This is a genomic window from Paenibacillus sp. Dod16, assembly GCF_049893405.1.
Classification (GTDB): Bacteria; Bacillota; Bacilli; order Paenibacillales; family Paenibacillaceae; genus Paenibacillus_AQ.
On sequence record NZ_JBNDYG010000014.1, the window covers coordinates 38,546 to 63,248 of the forward strand.

At 52.6% G+C, this 24,703-nt stretch carries 24 protein-coding genes; 7 read left to right on the top strand and 17 right to left on the bottom strand.

The annotated features are described in order from the left end of the window. Positions 1–76: 76 nt before the first annotated feature. The 3 genes from ACPV3A_RS12650 to ACPV3A_RS12660 are packed head-to-tail and all read right to left on the bottom strand — an operon-like array spanning position 77 to position 2,428. On the bottom strand, positions 77–1,372 hold the full coding sequence (locus tag ACPV3A_RS12650; protein WP_426199843.1) for a glycosyltransferase family 2 protein: 1,296 nt from the start codon (positions 1,370–1,372) through the stop codon (positions 77–79). Then, the gene (locus tag ACPV3A_RS12655) at positions 1,365–1,508 is read right to left on the bottom strand and encodes a hypothetical protein (protein WP_339295391.1); all 144 of its coding nucleotides are present in this window, start codon (positions 1,506–1,508) and stop codon (positions 1,365–1,367) included. The genes ACPV3A_RS12650 and ACPV3A_RS12655 overlap by 8 nt, the downstream gene beginning before the upstream one ends. A gap of 44 nt (positions 1,509–1,552) precedes the next feature. Then, positions 1,553–2,428, bottom strand: a complete 876-nt coding sequence (locus ACPV3A_RS12660) for a GGDEF domain-containing protein (protein ID WP_426199844.1) — start codon at positions 2,426–2,428, stop codon at positions 1,553–1,555. 303 nt (positions 2,429–2,731) lie between these two features. Here ACPV3A_RS12660 and ACPV3A_RS12665 point away from each other — a divergent pair, with 303 nt between their 5' ends. Continuing rightward, positions 2,732–3,631 (top strand): sigma-70 family RNA polymerase sigma factor, encoded by a 900-nt coding sequence (locus ACPV3A_RS12665; protein ID WP_220686825.1) that lies wholly within the window; start codon positions 2,732–2,734, stop codon positions 3,629–3,631. Here ACPV3A_RS12665 and ACPV3A_RS12670 read toward each other — a convergent pair. From ACPV3A_RS12670 to ACPV3A_RS12685, 4 genes are all read right to left on the bottom strand, one after another. Continuing rightward, positions 3,600–4,046 (bottom strand): carboxymuconolactone decarboxylase family protein, encoded by a 447-nt coding sequence (locus tag ACPV3A_RS12670; protein WP_426199845.1) that lies wholly within the window; start codon positions 4,044–4,046, stop codon positions 3,600–3,602. The genes ACPV3A_RS12665 and ACPV3A_RS12670 overlap by 32 nt on opposite strands. Before the next feature lie 214 nt (positions 4,047–4,260). After that, positions 4,261–5,910: a DUF4179 domain-containing protein gene (locus ACPV3A_RS12675; protein ID WP_426199846.1), complete on the bottom strand. Its 1,650-nt coding sequence runs from the start codon at positions 5,908–5,910 to the stop codon at positions 4,261–4,263. Then, positions 5,897–6,430, bottom strand: coding sequence for an RNA polymerase sigma factor (locus ACPV3A_RS12680; protein WP_426199847.1), 534 nt, complete (start codon positions 6,428–6,430; stop codon positions 5,897–5,899). The genes ACPV3A_RS12675 and ACPV3A_RS12680 overlap by 14 nt, the downstream gene beginning before the upstream one ends. A gap of 276 nt (positions 6,431–6,706) precedes the next feature. Continuing rightward, on the bottom strand, positions 6,707–9,511 hold the full coding sequence (locus ACPV3A_RS12685) for a glycoside hydrolase family 3 C-terminal domain-containing protein (protein WP_426199848.1): 2,805 nt from the start codon (positions 9,509–9,511) through the stop codon (positions 6,707–6,709). A gap of 389 nt (positions 9,512–9,900) precedes the next feature. Here ACPV3A_RS12685 and ACPV3A_RS12690 point away from each other — a divergent pair, with 389 nt between their 5' ends. Continuing rightward, on the top strand, positions 9,901–10,362 hold the full coding sequence (locus ACPV3A_RS12690) for a hypothetical protein (RefSeq protein WP_426199849.1): 462 nt from the start codon (positions 9,901–9,903) through the stop codon (positions 10,360–10,362). A 113-nt stretch (positions 10,363–10,475) separates the two neighbouring features. Here the strand turns inward: ACPV3A_RS12690 and ACPV3A_RS12695 are convergent, their stop codons facing one another. Both ACPV3A_RS12695 and ACPV3A_RS12700 read right to left on the bottom strand, forming a co-directional pair. After that, positions 10,476–11,225: a Crp/Fnr family transcriptional regulator gene (locus ACPV3A_RS12695; protein ID WP_426199850.1), complete on the bottom strand. Its 750-nt coding sequence runs from the start codon at positions 11,223–11,225 to the stop codon at positions 10,476–10,478. A 22-nt stretch (positions 11,226–11,247) separates the two neighbouring features. Further along, positions 11,248–12,312, bottom strand: coding sequence for an FAD:protein FMN transferase (locus tag ACPV3A_RS12700; protein ID WP_426199851.1), 1,065 nt, complete (start codon positions 12,310–12,312; stop codon positions 11,248–11,250). A 159-nt stretch (positions 12,313–12,471) separates the two neighbouring features. On the opposite strand from ACPV3A_RS12700, the gene ACPV3A_RS12705 reads away from it, so the two are divergent. Genes ACPV3A_RS12705 through ACPV3A_RS12725 form a run of 5 tightly spaced genes read left to right on the top strand, consistent with a single transcriptional unit; the run spans position 12,472 to position 15,904 of the window. Then, positions 12,472–12,852 carry a NusG domain II-containing protein gene (locus ACPV3A_RS12705; protein WP_260066733.1) on the top strand — a complete coding sequence of 127 codons (381 nt, stop codon included), beginning with the start codon at positions 12,472–12,474 and terminating at the stop codon, positions 12,850–12,852. Further along, entirely contained in the window at positions 12,836–13,381 is a 546-nt protein-coding gene (locus ACPV3A_RS12710; RefSeq protein WP_100539806.1) for a Gx transporter family protein, read from the top strand. Before ACPV3A_RS12705 ends, ACPV3A_RS12710 begins: the two co-directional genes overlap by 17 nt. A gap of 16 nt (positions 13,382–13,397) precedes the next feature. Beyond that, positions 13,398–14,270: an energy-coupling factor transporter ATPase gene (locus tag ACPV3A_RS12715; protein ID WP_426199852.1), complete on the top strand. Its 873-nt coding sequence runs from the start codon at positions 13,398–13,400 to the stop codon at positions 14,268–14,270. Next, the gene (locus tag ACPV3A_RS12720) at positions 14,219–15,076 is read left to right on the top strand and encodes an ATP-binding cassette domain-containing protein (protein WP_426199853.1); all 858 of its coding nucleotides are present in this window, start codon (positions 14,219–14,221) and stop codon (positions 15,074–15,076) included. Before ACPV3A_RS12715 ends, ACPV3A_RS12720 begins: the two co-directional genes overlap by 52 nt. A 36-nt stretch (positions 15,077–15,112) precedes the next feature. Then, the gene (locus tag ACPV3A_RS12725) at positions 15,113–15,904 is read left to right on the top strand and encodes an energy-coupling factor transporter transmembrane component T family protein (protein WP_426199854.1); all 792 of its coding nucleotides are present in this window, start codon (positions 15,113–15,115) and stop codon (positions 15,902–15,904) included. Between the two features lie 117 nt (positions 15,905–16,021). Here the strand turns inward: ACPV3A_RS12725 and ACPV3A_RS12730 are convergent, their stop codons facing one another. The 8 genes from ACPV3A_RS12730 to ACPV3A_RS12765 form a co-directional block, all read right to left on the bottom strand. Beyond that, entirely contained in the window at positions 16,022–16,957 is a 936-nt protein-coding gene (locus tag ACPV3A_RS12730) for a hypothetical protein (RefSeq protein ID WP_426199855.1), read from the bottom strand. A gap of 239 nt (positions 16,958–17,196) precedes the next feature. Further along, positions 17,197–18,378, bottom strand: coding sequence for a PCYCGC motif-containing (lipo)protein (locus tag ACPV3A_RS12735; protein WP_426199856.1), 1,182 nt, complete (start codon positions 18,376–18,378; stop codon positions 17,197–17,199). A gap of 90 nt (positions 18,379–18,468) precedes the next feature. Continuing rightward, entirely contained in the window at positions 18,469–19,473 is a 1,005-nt protein-coding gene (locus ACPV3A_RS12740) for a polyprenyl synthetase family protein (protein WP_426199857.1), read from the bottom strand. A gap of 32 nt (positions 19,474–19,505) precedes the next feature. Next, entirely contained in the window at positions 19,506–19,943 is a 438-nt protein-coding gene (locus ACPV3A_RS12745; protein ID WP_426199858.1) for a hypothetical protein, read from the bottom strand. A gap of 125 nt (positions 19,944–20,068) precedes the next feature. Further along, positions 20,069–21,943, bottom strand: a complete 1,875-nt coding sequence (locus ACPV3A_RS12750; RefSeq protein ID WP_426199859.1) for an FAD-dependent oxidoreductase — start codon at positions 21,941–21,943, stop codon at positions 20,069–20,071. Positions 21,944–21,992: 49 nt separating this feature from the next. After that, positions 21,993–22,901 carry an FMN-binding protein gene (locus tag ACPV3A_RS12755; protein WP_194540578.1) on the bottom strand — a complete coding sequence of 303 codons (909 nt, stop codon included), beginning with the start codon at positions 22,899–22,901 and terminating at the stop codon, positions 21,993–21,995. A 158-nt stretch (positions 22,902–23,059) separates the two neighbouring features. Further along, a complete protein-coding gene (locus tag ACPV3A_RS12760; protein ID WP_426199860.1) occupies positions 23,060–23,992 on the bottom strand; it encodes a dihydroorotate dehydrogenase in 933 nt (310 codons plus the stop codon). Further along, positions 23,973–24,674, bottom strand: coding sequence for a dihydroorotate dehydrogenase electron transfer subunit (locus tag ACPV3A_RS12765; RefSeq protein ID WP_194540580.1), 702 nt, complete (start codon positions 24,672–24,674; stop codon positions 23,973–23,975). The genes ACPV3A_RS12760 and ACPV3A_RS12765 overlap by 20 nt, the downstream gene beginning before the upstream one ends. Positions 24,675–24,703 lie beyond the last annotated feature (29 nt).

Here is a 24,703-nt window from a genome sequence, read left to right on the forward strand (position 1 = left end):
TGAGGACGTTGGCAGCATGGCCATCCAGTCCTATCTCGCTCTTTCTCCATTATCATAAATTAAATGCACAACTCTCCTATCCAAACCGCTCCGTCTTGTACCACTTGGACTCCCTGCCCGTGATCTTATCAACAATCATGGAGTAGAAGGCTTTGACAGATATGATGAGGAACAGCTGGGCGTAGGTGAAGTACGACACGCAGGATAGAATGAAATTGCGTGTGTTGCTCTGGCCGATGTCCGTTGCGAGCGCCAGGTTAATCTGCAGGACGTAGATGTAATACATTAAGGCCCAGGCAATAATGAGATACATATAGACATCGCCCTCGAACCTGAAGGGAGAGACGACGGCCGGATTAAACAGCGCGATGATCTGATACACAATATTGGTCACAAATATAATATCCGAGATGATGATGGCAATCATAAACCAGAAGTAACTGGCCGCGTAATACAGCACATGCAGCTTAATCCGCCAGCTTGTCCGATTGAACAGATGATGAATGTTATCCGTGACGACGCTGTAGTTGCCTTTGGCCCAGCGTTCGCGCTGCTTCATGTACACCTTCAGGTCCTCGGGCTCTTGCTGATAAGCTTCAGCTTGGGGTGCCAGTGCAATCAGCTGGCCTCTTGTCAGGATCTCGAACGAAATTGCGGTATCTTCGGTGATCGCATGCTCATCCCATCCGCAGATGTCCTGAATGAGCGCGGTTTTCACGATAAAGTTCGTGCCGGGGATGGTACCCAGCTTAAACAGCTGCCATAACCCGGTATGATGCACGCGCTGAATGGTCACCAACTCCAGATTGATACAGCGGGACAGAAAATTCTGCCCGCGGTTCCGGGCCTTGTTGCGGCCGAAGACGGCCCCATAGCGTTCGGGCTGCTCCATCGCTTTCTGCGTCAGGAATAACAGCGCATTTTTCTCGGGTGCGGCATCCGCGTCGTAGACACAGATCCATTCGCCTGTTGCCTGCTTGAGCGCATCGTTCAGGGCGCCTGATTTACCGCCGGTTCCGGTTCTCTCCAGAATAAGAAAGTCGCGGTCCCGGTAACGTTCATTGGCTTGCAGCGCTCTTAAGCGCTCGGCCGTATGATCCTTGCAATTGTCGGCGATGACAATCACCTGCATTTTGTGATGCGGGTAATTCATCTGCAGAATGTGTTCTACCGTTGCCTGGATGACCAATTCCTCGTTATGCGCGGGCACCATGACCGTCACGGTGGGGAAATCCTCCAGATTGCCCGGATTCACCAGCTTCTGCCGGTTTTGTTTATGAATGAACACGATGGCCCCGGCCATAATAATGATCGATTCCAGCACGGCAATCCATATACTGATAATGGAGACGACCAGGAAAAAGTCAGTCACTGAACTTCCCCCGATCGTATTTTCGTTTGACTTTTGAACGGAAGCTTAAGGTGGCCATCGTCAGAATAACGATGGCTATGGAGAACATGATGCTGACCCCGATGCACAGAGGGATAAACCAGGTGGTATACGACATCGGCTGCAAGCCTCCTTTTGATTGATGGTGGCAACTTAACTTGATTAAATGTATTCCCCGATGAGATCGGTTTCGGTATTCCGTTCTAATGCAGAGATGACGTCATCGATATTTTCGTATCGGCTGAATTGCTCCTTCTGGAACACAAGGCCGCCAGCACGGACCACAAGCTTGAGGGACATGCCTTTCTTGTCACGGAAGGGTACGTTCATCATGGCGACTTTGATGCGGTCCATGAGGCTTTTGAGGTACTCCGGCTTGGTGAGCGGGCACAGAATGATAAAGCGTCCTTCGCCAATAGAGAATTTATAGTCTTCGTAACGAATCTGCTTCTGAATTGTGCTCGACAGTTCCATAATCAGCTTGGCAAAACGGTGGGATCCGACAGACTCCCTGGTCAGGGGGAGAAAATCGAGCTTAAACATCATGATGCAGAAGCTGTACTGATCCGCATACCGATTGGCCAGATTGGCTTGTTTCACCAGCGTGCTTTCAAAAGCATCCTTGCTGCCAAGCGAGGTGTCGATGTCGATATCCGGGTTGGTTTTCCTCAATTGCTCGAGACGCCGGATGAACCTCCGGCTTCTCACCAGAGCCAGCTTGATGAAGATGGCAATGGCGGTATTGGCGGGCAGCAGCAGAATCCAGGCCAGCGTGAGTGCATTGACCGGGGCCAGCGTGGACAACCATACGAAATAAGTGACCAGATACACAAAAACCGCCACCGTCGACACGCCTACCGGAAGAAAGAAACCGATCAATAAGGCGGCCAGTGTACCAACGCTGAACAGGAATTCCGTGAAAGTAAAACTTTGGTTTACATAGATGTTCCAAAATATGAACAACTGCTGGACCACGGCGAGAGCAATCAGCAGAAAATAACCGAATTCGACGCGACGTAAAGGAGTGGATTTTTTCATGTTTTACCTACTTTCTAAACTCTTCAACCTTTTATCGCTGTAGTTAGGCCATTCCATATGTTATTTAAAAATTACCCAAATGTCGATAGATTTATCGAATGTTATCATAATCTACATATTGGATGACGAACGCTGTGTTGGTTGACCTTCAAACTCTCTGATAAACTGACCCTTCCGGGAATCTGGGGATATGAGGTAGAGTAGAGGAAAACTTCTTCTGATGTCACAGGCGGTATCGCTCATTTGTCTTAGAAGTGGTGTAGCTTTCATGCCGAAAATATACTGACTAAGAAGGTGTGTCTGATGCTATTGGATCAAATCTATACCGAATACAAGCCGATGATGTTCGGCCTGGCTTACCGGATGCTGGGGAGTGCAGCGGATGCGGAGGACATCGTACAGGATGTTTTTTCCCAATTCGTGCAGATGGATCGGGGAGAAGTGCTGAACGAGAAAGCGTATTTGGCCAAAATGACAACGAACCGCTGCATCAACCTGTTGAAATCGTCCAGACGCCAGCGCGAAACGTATACCGGTCCCTGGCTCCCGGAGCCGATGCCGGATTATGACATGCTGACGCGGTCCGATCCTGCGGAACGCCGCGAAACGATTGGTTATGCCTACCTGGTGCTGCTTCAGCGGTTAACGCCGCTGGAGCGTGCCATTTATATCGCCAAGGATACGCTGGGTCTTGAATACCCGATCATAGCGGAGATGCTTGGAAAGACGGAGATCAGCTGCCGCAAAACCTTCAGCCGTGCCAAGCAGAAAATGGGCCAGGCCACGGAAAGGGCTAATGGAGAAACCGCCCGGACGGAAACGCAGGAACGCTTCGTTGAAGCATTCCTGCGGGCGTCCGATATGGGCAATTTTAAGCCGCTGCTGTCTTTTTTGAAGGAAGAGGTTACGCTGCTATCGGATGGCGGCGGCAAAGCGAAGGCTGCCATTAATCCGATACTGGGCGTGGAACGGGTACGTGCGTTTTTCGAGGGGTTGTCTGCCAAAGGCTCGTTTCGAGAAGGCTTTGAGCCTGTTTCCGTAAACGGAGAGCCCGGCTTATTGCTGAAGCGGGACGGCAGGGTCTCCATGGTGCTAACGGTAGAGTGGGAACCCGACTTATCCCGCATCCGCCAGATTTTCCTTGTGGTGAATCCGGATAAATTGCAGCTATTTAATCAAAACAGCCCGGGAACAGCCCTGTAGCGACACCGATCCGATTCCAGGCATTGATCGTTGTGATCGCCATGACCAAATCGACGAATTGTTTCTCGTCAAAATGCTTGCGGACGCGTTCGTATACCTCTACAGGAACGCCGGCCTCGGACAGCTTGGTGACGCACTCCGTCAGTTCGATGACGGCCCGTTCCTCGTCGGAATATATCGGAACTTCGCGCCACATGGGCAGCAGGAGGAGGCGGTCCACGCTTTCGCCCATGGAGAGCAGATCCTTGGAATGCATATCCACGCAGAAGGAGCAGCCGTTGATCTGGGATGCCCTGAGCTTAATGATCTCGTACAGCTTGTGATCGAGTCCGCTTTTTTGGGCCGCTTGCTCCAGGGCAAGCAGGGTTTTGAAGGCTTCGGGATTGGCTAATCGGTAATTCATTCGCAGTTCCATGTTCAGTTCCCCTTTACGTATGATTTTGGATGTTCACCCATATGACAGTTAGCCGTGCAGAATTGTGACATGTTCAAACGGAAAAAAGAAAGAAACCCTAAAAAGGTGGAGAACGGAAGACAGAAAAAGGAACGGCGCTTCTTGGCAGAAGCGCCGTTCCGGGTACTGTTTATGTCCATCCAGAGGGTTTCTTTTATCGTTTATTCCGTATATGTTATTTTCCGGCCTTAAGCGGAACGCGCAGGACATCGTCCCGTTTATGGGTGGTATAGTTCCAAGCGTAAATGTTGAGCTCGGTCTTGTCGAAATTCTCATACACGTCCATATGTTTATTGTTGTCATCGCCGAGCAGGCCGATCATGGCCGGCATGCCATAATTTCGGTCTTCACCGTCAAGATAATAGGTTTGGTTGACGCCGCCGAACGTCGGGTCGGAGCTGAAGGATTCCACATAGAGATTATTGTCCTTCATGTAATAGGTCCATGTGATCGGATAACCTGCAATGTTGGACGTTAAGCTTTGATGCTCAGCTGAGATGCCGGTCAAGCGGATTGGATTCTTGTCTCCGGCATGTTCATCAACGCGGTGCTTGGCGATCAGGGACACCGGCTGGTTCGCCAGGGAGGCCGCATTCAGTCCGGCCATTTCAAAGCGCAGCTCCGTTGTTCTGGGTTGCCCCTGAACAAACCACATACCTCCGTCCAACAGCGTCCCGCCTACATCCAGTTGATAATTCATGTAAGGAACACGGGTATACTTTTCTTCATGGGTCAGGATCAGCCTTACTTGGGTCGGCGTAACAATCATTTCATGGACTTTTGTTCCTCCAGGAACTTGATCAACAGGGATATTCAGCGCTTCTTTAAATGTGCCGTTGTCCATTTGCTTCTTGGACAAGGCCATATTTAAGCTCCAAGTACCCTCTGCGGTTTCAAGCGTGCGATCGTAAGCAAGCTGGAAAGCAGTTCCTTCTGCAAGCAAATGGTCGGACTTGAATATTTGCTGATTTACAAATTCTCCAGCTGTACCCGGGGTTCCATTAATGGAAGGCTTGGATTCCCTGATAGTCTCTTTCTTGTCATTGACGGCCTCTACCCGCACCCAGCTTCTGTTCCTCATCTCGGGATCCGTATACGTAATGGCCGATCGGAGCAGGACATTTCCTTCGGCTTGTTCGAAAGATTGCAGGGTCACGCTGTCGATGCCATCCTTCTGAATAGGGAATACCTGTGTATTTTGATCGTTAGGGTCGTAGTTGATGGACTGTATTCCATCTCCGGTAAAGCGGATATTCTCCATGGCAAACTCAATATCCGCCGTTTGGCCGTCAGCCACCCAATCGGTCTCAAAATACCCCTGGAATACGCCTGCATCCGCGTTCCACTGATGGGAATAATGGCCCTCGATAGAGTTCCCTTCTTTATCTTTAAGTCCAATATGATCAAAGGTTACTTGCTCGCCAGCTCGTGATGAACCTGGATCCAGACTGTAGAGCAGGAACGTTCGGTTCTCATCGATAAACGCCGTGTGCACTGTTAAGGTTATGCCATCCTTTGTAACGGATTGCTCAATCGTCTGGCCAAGCCCCTGCTCCAATGCAGTCTGGATACCGGCCCTGTAAGACAGAAGATTGGACCAATCATAGTTTAGGGCTGCATAGACCGGCGTTGCCATCAAGGCGACGGATATCCCGGTGATGATTGCAATCCGTTTTCGTTTTTGCCGACGAAGCGGAACCGATTCACCTCCGGCCACCTTCAGTTCATTCTGCTGGATACTGCTCCACATCCGGTCAAAATCAGGATAAGACACGTTATTCGCCGTTTTCATCTGGTTTTTCAAATTGTCCTCAAAACGTTCCAAATTGGTTCTCTCCCTTCAGCCAGAAGCCGTTATTCTGTTCGAGCTTTTTGCGCATGACTTTCAATGCTTTGTGAAGCCTTGATTTAACCGTCCCGACGGGAATCTTCAGCGTTTCGGCGATTTCCGCCAACGACAGCTCACCGATATAGCGGAGCGTGACAACGGCCATCAGCTTGTCCGGAAGCTGCCGCAGCAGTTTCTCCCATTCCCCCGCAGCTGCTTTTTCCAATACGATGGTATCTACGGATTTAACCGATGCCGTTGTCTGCTCGTGGAGCCACTCGACCTGGCTTTGCTTGTCTCGCTGGGTCTGATTCCTTCTAAGCAGGTTCAAACAATGATTCATCGCGATGCGCATGATCCAGGCGCGTGTATGTTCAACGCTTCTCCAATCTTGACGAAATACGGTGACAAATACGTCGTGGCAGAGATCTTCCGCATCTTGGGCGTTCCGCAGCATGTAGTAGCAGGTGCGGTACACATCCTTGTTATAAGAATCGAATAACTCGCGTTCCGTCAATCCAAGGCACTCCTTTCTTCGCGTTATGTCTAATAAACAAATGACCCTAGGAAAGGGTTCATCTTTTTTTGTTCTCGTAAGCAACGAAGGCCTGAGTCCTTCTCTGTAACAGTTCATGGTTTAATTGATTTCATTCTAACAAAAAAAGAACATCTGCCCCGGTATAAAAGGAAGGGCAGATGTCCTATGGAACATCGGTAAGTTTAGAAGACGCTGACAAGCTCAAATGACCCATCGATGAGGCACATGATTATAGGGTTATGGTTATTGCTTGGCTTAATTTATGTGGAACCAGCTAATCTGTACTTCGCCTTTCATGGTAAGAAAGACGTCAGTACGTCCTGTCAGGCCCGTTAACGAAGCTTGGACTGTCGTCCAGGCTTGGCGCCCTCCGGTCGGCAGAACCTTGCAGCTTCCAGCCGCAGGACCATCCGGGCTGCCGGTCGTAATGACGATTTCGCCGCCCTTGATATGTCCGCTCACCCTAGCTTGGAACGTTACCGAGGATTCGCCGAGATCCACGTCATGGAAAGCGATCCAGCCCGTTTCGCCGGTTAAACGGATGCTTTCGCCGCCTTCACGGCATTCATCCAGGAAGACACCTTGGTAGTCGTCATAATTCACCGCTCGAACAGGCTCGCGCAGCGTGCGTGGAGGGATCGTCTCCCCTTCGACTTGAAGGGCTGCGGTTTCCGGCAATTGGCTGGAGGACGGTCCAGCCATGATCGTATAACTACCTTTTTCAACACAGTAGCGATCCCGGGTGACATCCCAGAAGGCCAGATCCTCCGCTTTGAGCTCAAAGCTAACCGTTTCCGAAGCGCCTGGGGCCAGATGGATGCGGCGGAAGCCTTTCAACGATTTGAGAGGACGGATGACGCGGGAGGAACCAGCCTTCACATACAGCTGGACCACCTCATCCCCAGCCAACTGGCCCTCATTCTTGACGGCAACGGTGACGGTTACGCTGCCTTCAGCCGTGATTTTCGGCTGGCTTAGCGACAGACCGCTGTAATGGAAGCGGGAATAGCTGAGACCATGACCGAACGGGTACAGCACATCCCCGTCGAAATATTGATAGGTCCGCTTCCCTTTGATGATGTCGTAATCCATCAGGTCCGGAAGCTGTTCGGTCGACTTGTACCACGTCATGTTTAAGCGGCCGCCCGGATTGTAATCTCCGTACAGAACGTCGGCAACCGCATGGCCCAGCTCCTGCCCGGCGTGAGATGTGAAGAGGATGGATGGCACATGCTCCTGTTCCCAGTTCACGGCGAACGGATACCCGCCTACGATGACAACCACCGTATTGGGATTAGCTTCGTACACCGCCTGAATTAAGGCTTGCTGGGCGGGCGGGAGCGTAATGTCGGGACGGTCGATCGTTTCCTTGCCGTTAATGAACGGACTGTTCCCCACGAATACCAGGGCGGTTTCAGCCGATGCTGCCGCTGCGACGGCTTCAGTGATGCCGTCCTGAACCGTCTCGATGACAAATGGCGTTCCCGTATCCTCGGTACCGCCAACGACAAGCCGTCCATGCTCATCCAGCAGGATCGGTTTGCCTTCCCAATTCTTCATCATAAAGCTTCCATCCGGTAACGCCTCAAAGCTGAATGCCTCTTTTACGAACCAGCCACGAGCTTCGTCGGCCGTTGCGTGCAGTCCCGTTTCGGTTTCGGTTACGAATTTGCCGCTGCTGGCGAGCCGGAGCGTGACGGAACCCCAGCCCCAGTCGTTCCGCTCGAACACCGCTGCATTGGTAGATTCAGCCGTGTTTGCAAACAGCCGGCCATTCTCTTCCGAAGATAGGGCGACATATTGGCCGCTAACAGCAGAACGAAGACGTACCTGATCTAATCCCGTATGAAAATGGACGCTGCGGTCCTGCATTTTCTCCTGCACGCCCTGAAGCGGCGTAATCCGGTATGGAGGCGTGCCGCTGTACCAATCCGTAAATGCTTCGTTAGCCAGGGGCCCGATGACAGCAGCGGATTTCAACTGATCGCGCTGAAGGGGCAGCAATCCGTCGTTTTTCAGCAGCACGATCGATTCCCGGGCGGCCCGCAGAGATAGTTCGGCATGCTCGGACGCGCAGAGCTTTGACTCCGGAACATGGCTGTAAGGATTCCGTTCTTCCGGATCGAACTCGCCGAGGCGGAACCGGACACGGAAGGAATTGCGGATGGCATGATCGAGATCCTGCTCTTCCAATAACCCTTGCTCCAATGCGTCACGGAGCGCGCGGAAGGAGATGTCCTGGTCGTCGGTGATGCTGTCGATTCCGGCTTTAACGGAGCCGGCAACGGCCTCTGCATAGGAAGAGACATAATGATGGTCCATAACGGTGCCCAGAACGTCACCCGCGTCTCCAACCACGAATCCGTCCATGCCCCATTCCTGTTTGACGATGTCGTTTACTTCATGGTTCAGGTTGCACGGCGTGCCGTTGATGCCGTTATAGGCGGTCATCATGGAACCGGCTTTCCCTTCCCGGAACGGTGCCTCGAAAGCCTTCAGATAATACTCGCGCTTGTTTCTCGGATCGATGCTTACCGAGGCGCTGCCGCGGTCAACTTCGTTGTTATTGCCGTAGAAGTGTTTCAGCGTAGCTACGGTTTTATAATAGAAGGGATGGTCTCCCTGCATGCCCTTCACAAGCTCGGTGGCGAGTTCCCCGGTCAGATGCGGGTCTTCCCCGTAGGCTTCTTCCGTGCGTCCCCAGCGAGGGTCGCGTTCCAGATCCACCGTGGGCGCCCAGATGGTCAATCCGTTGATGGCCCGGTCGCGCTGGTAATAGACGCGGGCTTCCTCCGCGATGACGGATCCGATCTCCCGCATTAGCTCGGGATTCCAGGTGCACGCAAGCCCGGTATTTTGCGGGAACACGGTTGCTTCGCCAAGCCATGCCACGCCGTGAGCGCCTTCGGTGCCATGTTTATATTTTTGCACGCCGAGACGGGGGATTTCCGCCTGGTATTGGCACATTAATTCGATTTTCTCGTCCAAGGTAAATCGGGATACAAGATCGTTAACCCGTTCTTCCAGCGGAAGATCCGGATTCTGGAATGGATATTTCATGGAGCAAAACCTCATTTCTATGCATACTTGGAATGGAAACGCTCTCAGTTATACATGCGATAAATTCATGCTTTTCTTATTTCGGTTAGTCCAATATCATCATAGCGCGCACAGCGGAGTTGTAATACACCGAGAATTAGCGCAGTTTTCATGTGGAAATCTCGATTCCTTCGGGACAGCCAATTTGGCGCCCTCGTTGCCTCTGAGCCTCAGTTGATAACCTGGTAGTGATTGGGAACGGGTTCGGGAGGCTGGAGAATGACGGGGTGTCAGGGATTCCCGGTACCTTTTGTAACCCACTCATTAGATCAAGCGTTTAGATTAATGAATGAAACGAATGGGAAACGAAAGAGAGGAGTGATTTTATTCCAAGAGTAAGGAAAATCATAATGGCAATGGCAGTGGTGCTCTTAACAGTTACTATAGTGATTATCTATTATTCTGTTCGATTGCCTTCTAAAAGCGTCATTGCCCATTCTACTAAAATAGAAAAGATCTCTTTTCTTTACCTGAAAGGAACTAACATGACACCTTACCTTATCGAATTCGAAGACAAAAATGAAGAGCTCGACCAATTAATGAGCATTTTAGATTCCGTTTCGTATACGAGATCGCCGAGATCGTTTTTCAGCAGAAACATAAGAAATGATGGGGGTCCTACGTTTGCATTCATTATTTTTTACCGTGATCGTGACGGAGAAATGAATGATTATTTTTTGGATATGAATCAAGGGGGCTATGTTTTAAGGGGAGGAAAGAAAATGTATAAGATGGTTGATAGGGAAAAGGAGGTTTTTGATCAGCTATCTACATGGCTTTTTGAAAAAGCGGTTAGAATGCCTGTAACCTAGAAGCTGAAAAAATGAACCGCGGAATGAACGCATGAAATATGAAACCTCTCCGATGAAAAGGGATGCTTATGCGCCTTTCGTTTCTTCGTGAGAGGTTTCTTCTCATTTGTCAGTTACATTCGGCAAATCGCTCGGGGACAGTCCTCACAGTGGCAAATATTCCTTAAATAGTCGGGATCATTGAGAACGATGCGTCCCCGTTCGGTAGAAATGACGCCAAGATCCTTGAGCTCGTTCAATATCCGGTTAACGCTTTCACGGGTAGAACCAATCATCTCCGCCATTTCCAGATTCGTAATCCGCTTGCCGATGATGGCTCGTGTTTCCTTGTTTGTCCCGCTCGCCCCGTACATATTGTACAGCCGCAGGAGCAGAGAGCACAGGGCGCCGGATTTACCATGCAGCAGCAGGTCGCGTAATTTGCTTTGCGCGGTGCGCTGCATGAGTGCCATCCAGCCCATATACTCCACGGCAAAGTCACCGTTGGTCCGGATGACTTTATCCAGTTCGGCCTGCGGCACAATTCCGACTTCACTATCCTCCAAGGCTTTGGATTCGAATTGATGAACGGCTCGTCCGAACGGATCGGGTTCACCAAACAGATCGCCGGGAATGTGAAGCGATAAGGTGGCCGACGATCCGTCTTCCAGCAGCTTGGATACCTTCAGGCTTCCACGATTTACAAAGTACAGCCGGTCTGCAGGATCATTCTCCTGGTATAGATAATCACCTGCAAACAAACGGACAGGCTCGGCCAATTCCCGGATCAGAGCGAGATGCGGTTGTGAATAGACGGAGGAAGTGCCTGCTGGAAACAGCCCTCCATCCCATGCATCGGATCTTACAGCACGATTCTGTTTCATACCATCTTCTCCTTCCATAAGTTTATTCGGCAAGCTGGTAATCGCCATTGGTCAGTTCAAATGTTTGGGTCAGACCTGAGGTGAGATAGATTTGATGATCGGTGGTGACGAAAATAGCCTCGGCATCACCGCGGCTCTCCACCAGTTTCCGCCCTTCCGATAGTCCAAGCGAGAAGACGGAGGTCGACATGGCGTCAGCGTCCATGGATGTGTCGGTCACAATGGTAACGCTGAGCAGGTCATTATCGACCGGATAACCGGTGAAAGGGCTCAGGATATGATGATACACTTTTCCCTCTGCTTCAAAGAAACGCTCGTACACGCCGGAGGTCACGATGGTCTTATTGATGACTTCAAGCGTACCCAGGGATTGCCCGCGATCTTTACCAGGATCCTGGATGCCGATATTCCACGGCGAACCGTTCGGTTTCGATCCCATGGCAAGGATGTTACCCCCAAGGTCGATGATGGCTGAATGGAAATCCTGCTGCTGCAAATAATCTGCGATGACGTCCGCCGCATACCCTTTGGCGATGGCCCCCAGATCCAGCGACATTCCTTCTTTCTTCAGCAGGATGGCATGGGATGCCGGATTTAAAATGACATCCTTATAGTTCATTCGCTGCATGGCAGCATCCAGTTCATCCTCTTCCGGCACAGCGGGGTGTTCACCGCCAATGCCCCAGAGGTCTACAAGCGGACCTATGGTCGGTTCGAAATGTCCACCTGAAGCCGCTGCGTAATCGATGGCGGTTTGGACAACCTTGAAGGTTTCCTCGGATACGCTCACTTCGGATTTCCCCGCCGCTTGATTGACCCGATCGATCTCGCTGCCCGCCAGCTGCCGGTTCATGCGTTGGTCGATACGCTCCAGCAGTGCGCCTACCTCATCGAAATACTGGGACGTCATCCGTTCATCGTAAACGCGGAGACTTACAATGGTATCGAATATAAAGTAACGTTCGGTTGCCGGCTCGTTACTGGCGGCTACCTTCTGATCTGCTGTGGTTGTGCAGCCAATCGATCCCGTCATCAACAGGGTGAGCATGATCAACAGGCTGCTGTAGGAAAGAAGCTTCCTATACATGACAGTGCCTCCTCTTTTCAGTTCTGGTGCTGTTCTAAATCGACTTCCGATGATCCCAGCGTATCAGACCCGTACCTTGCTGAATGTGAGAAAAATCATTTCTGGCACTTGGTGCAGCCCTGATAATGAAGATAAGCAAAGCGAAGTGGAGAGATGCTGATGAAACGCGGAGATATTGGAATAGCGCTCGTGCTGATTGCGGTTGTCGCCTGGTTTGGAATATCCAAGTTTATGGGAGAAGACGGAGCGGCGGAGGGAACCTATGCCATGATCGAGGTGAATGGAAAGCATTATGATACGGTGGCGCTTACGGAAGAGCCTCGAGATATAGAGATCCGGACAGAGCGAGGATATAACCTCTTGCGGGTCTCCCGCGAGGGTATCGAGATGGTGGAGTCGGATTGTCCGGATCAGCTCTGCGTGGGGTTCGGCCACGTTCACGACATTCATGACACCATCGTATGTTTGCCTAATCGCGTGTTCGTCGAAGTGACCGGAGATCAAGATGAAGGAAGTGAGCCGGATGCCGTTGTCTCCTGATCCCTATGCTCTCCGCAAGCTGGTCGTGATTGCCATCTGCGCCTCCTTATCGGTGGTGCTTGGCATTGTGGAAGCTCTGATTCCATTCGCGGTCACGATACCCGGTGCCAAGCTGGGACTTGGCAATATTTTGGTGCTGACCTGTTTAGTTTGCCTGGGGGGCAGGGATGCCCTATGGCTTATTGTTTTAAAAACACTGCTGACGGCTTTTATACTCGGAAGCTTCTCGACCTTCCTGTTCAGTATGTTTGGCGCGCTGGCAAGTTATCTGGTGATGTATGTCATGCTTAGGCTCGGGGGCCATAATTTCAGCTTAACGGGCGTGAGTATCGCAGGCGGCATTGCTCATAATATTGGGCAATTAACGGCAGCCTCGCTGGTATTGGGAACAACCAAAATTTATTATTACCTGCCATTTCTGCTCGGGGCGGGGGTCGTGACAGGGATCTTTGTGGGATGGGCTGCAAAACATCTGATCGAATCCCTGCGACGTATCGATCCGTTTGGCATGTTTCATACGGAGACCTAAGGAGGAGGCGTTAGGCATGGGCACAATGGATAAGTCAGAGCATGCAGTAAAGCTCAAGCATGTATATTACGGACAGGGCTGCACGAACGTGCTCAAGGACGTTTCGCTGACGATTCCCCATGGGCAGTGGGTATGCATCGCCGGAAAGAACGGGGCAGGCAAGTCTACGCTGATTCGGCTGTTAAACGGTTTGCTCCTCATGAGCCGGGGGCGCATCCTTATCGATGGCATAGAACAGAACGGCTGTACGCTGGGGGAGATTCGCCGGCATATAGGCATGGTGTTTGCCAATCCCGATGATCAGTTTGTCGGCCTGACCGTAGAGGATGACATTGCGTTCGGTTTGGAGAATCTGTGCTTGAGCCGGGAAGAGATGCTGCGGCGGATTCGGATGTACGCGGAGCGGCTGGACATTGTCCATCTGTTAGACCGGCATCCGGCAACCCTGTCCGGCGGACAGAAGCAGCGCGCTGCTATTGCTGCCGTGCTGGCCATGGAGCCTTCTATCATTGTCTTGGACGAGGCAGCTTCCATGCTGGATGAGAAGGCTAAGCATGAGCTGCTGGATTTCATGCGAACCATGCATGCCGAAGGCCGATACACCATCATCTCCATCACCCATGACGTAGAGGAGATGGCCGAAGCAGATCGAATGATCGTGCTGGATGGCGGAATGGTGACGGCGGATGGAAGTCCAAGGGAGCTGCTGCTGCAGGAAGAGCTGCTCCAGCGTTGCAGGCTAAAAGTGCCTTTTGCCCTCCAGCTGTGCAGGGAGCTCAAAGCGCGGGGGATTGATATCGGCGAGCTGGTTAGGGAGAAGGAGGTGCTGGAGGCGTTATGGTCATATCATTCGAAGAGGTTTCTTACCGCTACCGGGACCGGGGGATGAGCCCGATTCTTGGACTCGACGGCCTTCATCTGGAGCTGGAGGAAGGCAGAATGATTGCCGTTCTCGGTGCGCCGGGTTCGGGAAAATCAACGCTTCTCCAGCATATGAACGGATTGATACGGGCTGATGAGGGCTTGATTCGCATATTGGATTTCCGCCTTGAACCGGGTGACAGCAAGAAGGTCCCTGCCGGTCTGCGGCAGCGCGTTGGCCTTGTTTTTCAATACCCGGAACAGCAGCTGTTTGAAGAAACGGTGGAGAAGGATTTGCTGTTCGGGCCGCTTAATTTCGGTCGGAGCCCAGCCGAAGCTGCCGAGGCGGTCCACAGAGCGGCATCCTTCGTCGGATTGGACGAGGAGCTGCTGGCACAGAGTCCCTTCAAGTTAAGCTCGGGTCAGATGCGAAAAGCGGCCGTAGCTGCCATACTGGCGGCTGACCCCGACATTTTGGCTTTGGATGAGCCTACCGCCTCCCTTGATCCTGCCAGCCGCGAGGATTTGCTGGAACGGCTGCATGGATTAACGAGGACCCAGGGCAAGACGGTTCTCATCGTCTCCCACCGGTTAGAGGAAGTCGCGGCCTATGCGGACGAATTTGTTGTCATTAAAGATGGCCGAGTCGTATTTCAAGGAACGGCCAAGGAACTGGTACACCGGCAGGAGGTGCTGGAGCAGGCGGGATTGATGGCTCCGTCGTCTGTGCGGATGGCGGGCAAGCTGGCATCGCAGCTTGGAGTACAGCCTCCGGAGATGCAACCGGATGCGGCTGCGCTGGCGGACTRGTACGCAGGGCAGCTTGAAATGTAGGGCAGAGCGAAGCAGAGGCGAAAGGAGGAAGCATGGATGAAACGAAAAATCATCCTGGGCCGATATATGGAAGGCGATTCATGGGTTCACCGCCTGGATCCGCGTGCCAAAACGGCTGCCATGCCGCTCTTTATGGTGGCCGTGTTCCTGGTAGACGGATATATGGGGGTGCTCGCGCTGCTGCTGTTCACTGCGGCGGTGATCCGAGCTACGGGTATCCCGTACCGCTATTTCATCAGAGCGATGAAGCCGCTGATGTTCCTGCTGTTGTTTATCCTGGTATTTCACATTGTATATGATGCGGGAGGCGGGAAGCTTCTGGATATGGGCGCGTTCAAGGTGTATGCAGGCGGATTGGAAAAAGGTATCGTGTCCGCCTCCCGGATGGCGCTCTTCATCATGTTGGCGGCGGTGCTGACCTTCACGACCCAGCCGGAGCAGCTGGCCCAGGGTCTTGGCAGCCTCCTGCGGCCCCTGACCTATATCGGCGTGCCGACCGATCGGCTGGTGCTAATGCTCGGCATTGCCCTCCGGTTCATTCCGACCATCTTCGAGGAAGCGGAGCGGCTGTGGAAGGCACAGCAGTCCAGGGGACTTGACCTGTCGTCGCGGCCGCTGAGGGAGAAGGCACGGCTGATCATTGCCCTGATGGTGCCTGTAACGACAGGCGCGTTCCGGCGCGCCATCGGGCTTGCCGATTCCATGGAAGCCAGAGGCTACCGGCTGGGTGCTCGGCGAAGCAGGTTCAGGGCATTTGTATGGAAGCGGGCCGACACGCTGTTTGTCGCATTGTTCCTGCTGCCCGTGGCCGCGGCCGCGCTGCTGTAGTTTGGGCTTGAGGGAAATGAAAACCGCAGTCCTTCAGGAATGCGGTGTAACAACCTTTGCACGTTACAAAAAGCAGCCGATCATGGTGATCAGCTGTGTCTCTTCCCAATTAAGCTGTTACTCGAATTTTATAGGGAAGGCTTCACAAACACTCGTGGGTGAATTGCTGCAGCTTATCGGCTCTGGGTCGTTTCCAATGGCTTTTAATAGTTTTGAGAATTCACCCAGATAGGGCTGCAAGACATGTTTATTGTTATTGATTTTCCCTTGAACGATCCCGGCAAACCGCCCATTCTCCCGCATGTCTCTTGCGGAAACGAGTCTCCCGTTCTTATAATTCTCTATTCTATAGTGCTCTTCATCCTCGAAACGCTGGCTCACTCCGGTATGGAGCTCCATCACCTCATAGTCGCCCGTTCGATATACGCCTTCGCTGAGGGAACTCCCGTAATCCTCCATGCCTCTTGCATATTCGAACCCTTTGTAGTCAGGCTTGGACTTTTCCCTTTTGTAATAATTCAGGACTTGAATGCGGCCGCGAGCCAACTTGGAATGGATCAGTTTATCTGCTTGTTCGCGATCCGATACGGAAAATTGCAAAAAGGTGCTTCCATTCAGATATTCAAACCAAATGCTATCGATCGATTGCGTGATGGCATGTCCTGAAATCAAGTCATGGTCCTTGAAGAGGCCCTTCGAGATCCTTTGGAATGCAAGCTCGGGATTGCTCTCCCTGCGAATTCCGGTTCCATGGGGACGATCGTTTCGCCATTCACCTTCATATACGACTTTCATATCCTTAGGAAGCATGTCCGATATGTATTTGCCTGTGCCGGATCTTTGTCCATTGTGCCAATCGCCGCTGTATACTTTGGAGGGTCCCCAATTCATGGTGCCTTTTCCGTGGGGTTTATTGTTCTTCACTTCTCCGTAGTAGGTGGCCCCGTTAGGGAGGGTCAAGCTGACTTTCTGGTTCGAAGCTTCGGTCTCCTTATGGGTGAACATAAGAAACAGCAATGCTAGTGTAAGAAAGCTTAGGTATTTTCTGATCACGTTGTAATACGTCTCCTCTAATCTGCCGATTTTTAATTTCTGATGTATACCGTCGATGGATGATATACCCAGTCAAATCATAGATTACACTCATACATGCCGTAAAGGTATAATATGGCAAATACATCAGTGAACTGGGTAATTGATCCTTCTTTTTTGTGATTTTTATAACACAGCTTGTAGAGAACGCAACTCTATAATAAACACCGATCCTTTACGGAACGGTGTTTTTGTCATACCTAATCATTCATTGGCATCGGCGTATCCGTCGGCTCGATCCCCTCGTAGGCCCGGTCCACGGACTGCCGGATTTCCTTCAGGCTCAGCCCCTGCTGCCTGCCGTCCAGGTACATGTTCGTGATGTCCAGGCAGGTTTGGCAGAATTTCGCGTGCGTGGTTGGCGTGAGTCTGCCGTCTTCCTCTTGAGCATAGTAGCAATTGAGGTTGCTCCTATGGCCAGCATCGCCGCATCCGCAGAAGCAGGGCATGAAGGCCAAGTGGCTGGCATGGAGGATGGCTGCATTGTATTCCTTCACGCTGGACATATGCGGAAGAGGCGTATCGGGATGCAGCAGGTAGTCGGTTTTTCCGTCGGAACGGCCAGCAAGAGCTTCCGCATAGAGGATGTCGCTGCGATACGCCCCGCTTACTACTTGAACGCCGCTCACGCCTTCAAAGGTTTGCAGCGTAAGCGCGATGGCTTCTTCCGCCCGTTCTCCCTCCTTAGAGCCGGTAAAGGAACGAAACGATGGGGACAGCTCTACCACGGTCACCCCGTGCTCGGTTCGGATTTCCACGAAGGTTACGCCATCAGGGATGGCGCTTTCAAGTTCAGGTGGCAACAGATCTCCCAGCTGGGTCAGCATCGTCATGGCACTGACCTTGGGATAGCGGACGGAGGTATCTGTCTGCACGTATTGGGATACGGGCGTGAATAAACCGGAAAACGGGTCAAAGGCATGGAGGGTTACGCTGGGCATCGTGCTGGGGATGGCGGAAAGAATCGTCCCCTTGGGCGGACGTGCACCGTTCTCAGCGAGATCTTCCAGTTCGAGCAAGATCCTGTCGCTTGATATGTCCTCGGTCAGTCTCCCGAGTTCTTCATCCTGAGCGTTCAGGAACAGGATGGTCGGGTGCTCCGTAATGCCGTACCGGTTAACGGCTTCCGTATCCTCCGAAATGCTGAAATACTGGTAACGGTAGGCTGGCGAGGTTGCTTCCATCTGCTCCATGACACCCAGTGCTTTGGAACAGCCGCCGCAGCCCTTGAGCGCAAAGATGGCGATGGAGCTCACTTGCGTGTCACCGGTCCTCTGTTCTTCGAGTGGAGATGTCTTGAACAGCAAGAAGCCCCCCGCACCAAGCAGGAGCAGGAAGGCCGCCAGCGCAATTCGCCACCGCCAGATTCGTGTGCGATTCATGTTTCTAAAACATCCTTTCATATCGAACAGGGATGCATCCGTGACGGATGTATCCCTGTTCGTTTGGAGTATATGGCTTCATGTCTGTCTTTAGGGCAGGAAATAATGGAGTAATGCCTGCAAATCACGCTGAGCGGGGTGATCCGCGAAGTCGCCGATCATCCGCTGAGCCTGTTCCGCATACGATCGGGCAAGCTCCTCGGTTTGCTTAATGGCGCCGCTTGCGGCGATACGCTGGATGACCTCGTCCATGTCAGCCTCCGCAGAGTGGGGGCCAAGCTGCCTGATTCCAGATGCAAGGGCTGGATCGTTGAGGGCGTATAGCACCGGCAGCGTAATGTTGCCGTTTCGCAGGTCTGCGCCAGCCGGCTTGCCGATGGCCTCTTTGGGCTTCGTGAAATCGAGCAGGTCATCGCGGATTTGAAATGCCATGCCGAGCGACTCCCCGAATTGAAAGAGCCGCTCAGTGGTTCCGGCATCCGCATGGGCTGCTTCCGCACCCGCTTTCAGGCATTGGGCCATCAGCAGGGCGGTTTTGCAGCGTGTTTTCTCCAAATACTGCTCCATCGTTAGTCCGAAGTCGAAGCGGTGATGCAGCTGATCGTATTCTCCCATACAGAGCTCGGTCACCAACGCCGCAAGCTCGGCTAATCGGTAGGCCTCGTCTTCGGAGATGTCTTCACTGCTCTTGTCGGACTCGTCATTCGGATGACCCGCGGCCCATTCGATGGCGCGGGCAATCATGTAGTTGCCGATGTGCACGGCCGTCTGGACATCCGTCGTTTCATGCAGGGTCGGCATGCCGCGCCGCATATCGGATTGATCGATAATGTCATCGTGCACCAGCGAGGCCATGTGTAAGTATTCAAGCAGTACGGCGGTTTTCATGACGGCCCGCTCATGGCCGCTTTTTCCGAAACGGCTGCCGAGCACGACCATAAGCGGGCGCAGCCGCTTGCCGCCAGCGTTAATGAGATCCATGACGCTGCTCAGCACAACGGAGGGAGGAGTGAGGTCACGGTCTGAGGTGACCACCTCCCGGAGCAGGCGGTCGAAGGAAGCGAGATCCACTCCAATTTGGTTATGAATGTTCATCTGTGCCAGCGCTCCTTTCCCCAGATAGCTCCTTACGCACTCCGCTGCTCCAGATAGCTGCGGATTTCACGCTTCAGCTCTTTAAGCAGGAGTTCGGGTGAGACGTTCTTCATTAGTTTCAGCTGCATGCGCTTATGGAGGGGGAGAAGCCGGGACAGCAGCTTCCATTCCTTCCGTTTGACGGCAATCCGGTACATGAGTCCGGTCAAATAATCGCCGTCCAGCAGCATGCGCGTCAGTTTCTCGTTATCCTTCGCTTGCAGCTTGCCATGCTTGTTTAGCGCAGTATGAATCAGGATGCAGCAAGCCAGCACCGTCATTTTGCGTGAATAGGCAAGTTCATAAGCGTTGAGCATATCGGCGATGTCCCTCACCGGTCTGTTATCCATCTCCATCCAATCGATATCCGTTCCGGAATCGATATGCGACCGAAGCAGGTCGATCGTATCCTGTAATAGCTTCATATCCATCGTTATTGACTCCTTCCGGAAGGCTCGTGTTGATTAAGAGTGTGAATGCCAGCAGAACGGTTAGGGCTTGAGCTTGATACGGCAAAGCGTGATACGATCAGCCCGTTCTATTGAATAGAGAAGAATTAGTCCGTATACACGTACCATCGCCTTACGATCGGTATTCGTTTCCATACCTTCTTCAGCCAAGGATACACATAGTAGTCAAGTCCGAACGTGCTGCCTGATCCGCCGATTAAGGCGATCCCTGCTGCCAGATACCATAGCATTTCGTTAGGTGCCATCCCCGATACCCAAACCATGGCGCCCATGGCGACGCTGGCTACGGCTGCAGGTGCCGTGAACAATCCGACGATCAGCAGGATGCCGACGATCAGCTCAGCCAGTACCATCGAGGTCTGAAACACATAGGCAAGAGAGGTATAGCCGCCGTCGCCAGTGTAGAACATCAGGTCCATCGACCAATCGACAATGGATTTCATAAAATCCGGAACCGGGAGGGCGGATACCGCTTCGGCAGTATAAGCAGAGGCGGCAGACACTGCGTCTGCGGCTCCAGCCCCGGCAGCATCGGCACCGGCAGCAGATGCTGCGCTTACGCCGTCGGCTGCTTTGGCAGGAATGAGGAACACTTTATCCGGATCATCGATAATCTTGTGGATTTTATCCCATCCCTGTGAGAGCCACATCCATCCGGCAAAAATCCGCAGCGGAACGAGCCAGAAATTCGGCGAGCGCTTGGCAAAATGCCCGCCCACGAAGCTGCGATTGTTCCGGACATGGAAGAATTCATGCAGCAGGTAGTGATACACCTTGTTGAAGCCGCAAACCTGGAACAGATAGAGCATGTTGATCAGATGTTTGACCAGCATGGCCGGGAAGCCGCTGAGCCTGAACATATGGCCCGGAACCCCCACGTTAGCTACTCCGTAGCGGCTGCCGATACAGACCATCGTGCCGTGAAACGTCGGTTTGTAGGATTTCATCGGTTTGTTTGATAATTCAGCCACGATGTTATGCGCAATGACCGGGGCTGCGAGTTCCGCATTTTCTACCATTTGAGGTACGGGTGCAGCCGCGCCCTCAGGAATGTAGAAAATATTGTCCCCGACGACATAAACGTTCGGATGGGCAGGAACTTGAAGCTTGTCGTTGGTCAAAATGCGCTTGCGGCCTTTTTGCTCGACATCCATATTGCTGACTACATCGGAGCCTTCCACCCCTGCGGTCCAGATCACGGTACGGGATTTGATGTCGCTGCCGCCGACGGTAACACCGTCCGGTTTCACTTCCGTAATCTTGGAGCCTGTGATGATGTTGACGTTCATTTTGCGCAGCCGTTTCTCGGCTTTGCGGATCAATGGCTCGGGCAGGATCGGCAGGATCTTGTCGACCATGTCGGCAACGTGCAGCGTAACTTCGTTTGGATCCACGTAGAATTCCTTACATAATTGTTGCGTGAACTCGGCCAACTCGCCGATCATTTCAACCCCGGTGAATCCGCCGCCGACCACGACGAAGGTCAGCATTTCTTTGCGGACCTGCGGGTCGCGCTCCAGCACGGCTTTTCGGAACATATTCAGGGTGTGTTCTTTCAAACGGACCGCATCGTCATACGACCATAAGGTAAAGGCGTGTTGATCTGCGCCCGGTATGCCGAAGAAGGTTGGCTTGCTGCCTGTTCCGATGACCAGATAATCGTAGGAATAGGTTTGTTTCTCTCCACGGAGTGTTTGGCCGTCAAAGTCGATGCCGCCGATTTCATCCAGCACTACGTCTACATTGCGGAACCCGGAAAACACTTTCTTCAGGTCGATTTTGATGGAATCCTCCTCGACCCGGTTTGCGGCTACTTCATGCAGCTCGGTCAGCAGTGTATGATACGGCTTGCGGTCGATGAGTGTTATCCGCAAATCCTTCTGTTTGCGCAGTCGTTTAGCCAGCTTCTTGGCGGTAAGTATACCGCCATATCCGCCGCCCAGCACGATAATCTGTTTCATGCGAATCTCCCCTCAAGGAATAGTTGTCTTCTATCTATCGCTCTTGTGCTTATTTGGCGCCTTCGAGTGCTTTTGTTGCCAGCTCTACAAATCCGTTGACGTGGATCGACACACCGGAGATGGCATCGGTTTTACCGTCTTCCGCCGTTACGATGGCTTGCGGATCTTGTTTTTCAATCAAATACTGCTCGGCTTGGTAAGCCTGTTCATGCCATTCGGATTGAGCTCCGCCGTTCTTCATGCCGTATTCACCGGATTTGGAACGGGTAACTTTATCGGTACCGCCGTCTTTATGAATGCCGTTCCAGCTGACAGCGGCGATCTTGCCGTTAATAACGGTAACGTCGACGGTTTCCTTCCAGCCGGACTTAGCGTCAAAATCAGCCCCTTCTGCGTGATAGCTGCCGTCTTTGTACGGTCCTGCTTCAACAGGTCCCGCCGCCAGCGCTTTTGCTGCCAGTTCGGTAAATCCGTTGACATGGATCGATACCCCGGATACGGCATCCGTGCGGCCTTCGTCGTTTAAGGTCAAGCCTTCAACCGACTGCTGAGCCACGAGGTATTCCTCCATTTTGGCTGCCTGTTCATGCCATTCCGCTTGAGCGCCGCCTTTTTCCTTCATGCCGTAGAAGCCTTTTTCGGAAAATGTCTTTTTGTCCAAGCCGCCGTCCTTATGAAGTCCGTTCCAGTTGGCGCTGACGATCTTGCCGCCTTCGACCTTAATGGCAACAAGTTCCTTCCAGCCGGAGTCTTCGGCAAACTCGCCTTCAGCGTAATATAAGCCGTCCTGCAGGGTTCCATCTTGTGCAGGCTGTTCCGCATTAGTTGTGGTATCCGTGTTTTGGCTTTCCGCCGGTTTGTCCGTAGTGACAGGCTCTTTGTCTCCGTTGCCTCCGCAGCCTACGAGCAGCGCAAACATCAACATGACAGAGAGGGATAGAGAGAGTGTCCTTTTCATTCTGGTTTCCTCCTATAATTTTGTGAATTACTTCACAAATATTGTTCTTGAGTTCATTTTATTCTTAAAAGGAATAGTTATCGGTGAAAAAAATCACAAACAGTGTCGGTGCTTCATGTTCGATTGATTCCCGTCGATTGCACATGAAGCACCATGGGTCAGATAATGCCTCGAATGTCATCCAGCGATTGGATGCCTTCGCTTTCCATCAATTCCATCAATTCTTCGGCCAGGGTATCGCCTGCGCGCAGGTTAATGAAGTTGTAGGTTCCAATCTGTACGGCTGACGCACCTGCCATGATGAATTCGAGGATGTCCTCGGCGCTGCTGATTCCGCCGATTCCAACAACCGGGATGGATACTGACCGTGCTACCTGATGGACCATGCGGAGCGCTATCGGCTTAATTGCCGGTCCCGACAATCCGGCGTAGGCTCTGTCAAAAACGCTTCGCCGTTCCCTAATATCAATCGCCATCGCTTGGATCGTATTGATGAGCGAAAGACCATCAGCGCCTTCGGCTTCACACATGCGTGCCATTTCCTTCAAATCCCTTGCACCGGGAGAGAGCTTGACGAGCAGCGGCAGCGTGGTCGCTTTCCGGACTGCGCGAACCACCTCTTGAGCCTGCTCATTCTCAACGCCGAAGGCCAGCCCGCCTTCCTTGATGTTGGGGCAGGAGATGTTGAGCTCAATCATGTCGACGGCTCGTTTGCCGGATGACCGTAACTTGAGGCTGGCTTCGGTAAGCAGCTCGGCGCCCTCCGTGTATTCCCGTATGGTGCCGCCGCCAAGATTGACGATGACTGCGGTCCCGTGCGAGGTCATCTCGGATAATTCATGCTCCAGAAAAGCGTGGATGCCCGGATTCTCAAGGCCAATGCTGTTCATGATGCCGGATGGCGTTTCATAAAGCCGTGTTCCTGAATTGCCGAATCGTGGCGTCAGGGTCAATCCCTTGGAGATTATACCTCCAAGCTTGCGAAGCGGATATAGATCCGCATACGGTTTGCCGAATCCAAACGTGCCCGATGCCGCCAAAATCGGGTTCACCAGCGGTACGCCCGCCAGTTCACAATCGATGGAGATCATTCCAGTTCACCTCCTTCGCCGGAAATACGGGGCCATCGGTGCATACCTTGCGGCTTGAGCCAGCGGAGGTTAACGTGCAGCTGTTGCATGCCCCGATGCCGCAGCCCATTCGCTTCTCGATGGAGACGTGGAGCTTGGCATTGGTACCTTCCGCTTTTTGGGCCAGACTGCGCATCATGGCAACCGGTCCGCATGCGAATATCGTGTCATAGCGGCTCGGGTCCACGGCATCTACAATGGTGCCGCCGGATTTGACGGTGACATTGCGGCTGATTTCGTGAAATCCGTTGACCGCGAAGGGCACCCCGGTATATCCCAGATAGACGCTGGATTCAGGGATTTCCTTCGCAGCCAGCAGCAGCGGGGCTGCTCCAATGCCGCCTCCTACCAGTGCCGTCCGGCCTTGCGGCTTAGGGAATCCTTGCCCGAAGGGCCCCTCCAGCTGAATCTTGTCACCCGCTTGAAGCGCTGACAGCAGCCATGTGCCAGTTCCGTGCACGCGATATAAGAAGGAAACGGAGTCCTCCGTCAGATTATGGATGCTGATCGGTCGTGATAGCACGGGATAGGCATCCCAGCAGCGAAGCATGAAGAACTGTCCCATTCGTGCCGAATAGCTGCCTTGAACGGTAAGTCGATAGATGCGATGGGCCAGTCTGACATTTTGAATAACAAGGGCCACGTCCTCATTCTCCTCCCTTGGCGTACTTT

Excerpts from the sequence above, each read along its gene's own strand:
- ACPV3A_RS12655 (WP_339295391.1), bottom strand. The coding sequence starts at position 1,508 with ATGTCGTATACCACCTGGTTTATCCCTCTGTGCATCGGGGTCAGCATC.
- ACPV3A_RS12660 (WP_426199844.1), bottom strand. The coding sequence starts at position 2,428 with ATGAAAAAATCCACTCCTTTACGTCGCGTCGAATTCGGTTATTTTCTG.
- ACPV3A_RS12665 (WP_220686825.1), top strand. The coding sequence starts at position 2,732 with ATGCTATTGGATCAAATCTATACCGAATACAAGCCGATGATGTTCGGC.
- ACPV3A_RS12670 (WP_426199845.1), bottom strand. The coding sequence starts at position 4,046 with ATGGAACTGCGAATGAATTACCGATTAGCCAATCCCGAAGCCTTCAAA.
- ACPV3A_RS12685 (WP_426199848.1), bottom strand. The coding sequence starts at position 9,511 with ATGAAATATCCATTCCAGAATCCGGATCTTCCGCTGGAAGAACGGGTT.
- ACPV3A_RS12690 (WP_426199849.1), top strand. The coding sequence starts at position 9,901 with ATGGCAATGGCAGTGGTGCTCTTAACAGTTACTATAGTGATTATCTAT.
- ACPV3A_RS12695 (WP_426199850.1), bottom strand. The coding sequence starts at position 11,225 with ATGAAACAGAATCGTGCTGTAAGATCCGATGCATGGGATGGAGGGCTG.
- ACPV3A_RS12700 (WP_426199851.1), bottom strand. The coding sequence starts at position 12,312 with ATGTATAGGAAGCTTCTTTCCTACAGCAGCCTGTTGATCATGCTCACC.
- ACPV3A_RS12705 (WP_260066733.1), top strand. The coding sequence starts at position 12,472 with ATGAAACGCGGAGATATTGGAATAGCGCTCGTGCTGATTGCGGTTGTC.
- ACPV3A_RS12710 (WP_100539806.1), top strand. The coding sequence starts at position 12,836 with ATGCCGTTGTCTCCTGATCCCTATGCTCTCCGCAAGCTGGTCGTGATT.
- ACPV3A_RS12715 (WP_426199852.1), top strand. The coding sequence starts at position 13,398 with ATGGGCACAATGGATAAGTCAGAGCATGCAGTAAAGCTCAAGCATGTA.
- ACPV3A_RS12725 (WP_426199854.1), top strand. The coding sequence starts at position 15,113 with ATGAAACGAAAAATCATCCTGGGCCGATATATGGAAGGCGATTCATGG.
- ACPV3A_RS12735 (WP_426199856.1), bottom strand. The coding sequence starts at position 18,378 with ATGAATCGCACACGAATCTGGCGGTGGCGAATTGCGCTGGCGGCCTTC.
- ACPV3A_RS12740 (WP_426199857.1), bottom strand. The coding sequence starts at position 19,473 with ATGAACATTCATAACCAAATTGGAGTGGATCTCGCTTCCTTCGACCGC.
- ACPV3A_RS12745 (WP_426199858.1), bottom strand. The coding sequence starts at position 19,943 with ATGGATATGAAGCTATTACAGGATACGATCGACCTGCTTCGGTCGCAT.
- ACPV3A_RS12750 (WP_426199859.1), bottom strand. The coding sequence starts at position 21,943 with ATGAAACAGATTATCGTGCTGGGCGGCGGATATGGCGGTATACTTACC.
- ACPV3A_RS12755 (WP_194540578.1), bottom strand. The coding sequence starts at position 22,901 with ATGAAAAGGACACTCTCTCTATCCCTCTCTGTCATGTTGATGTTTGCG.
- ACPV3A_RS12760 (WP_426199860.1), bottom strand. The coding sequence starts at position 23,992 with ATGATCTCCATCGATTGTGAACTGGCGGGCGTACCGCTGGTGAACCCG.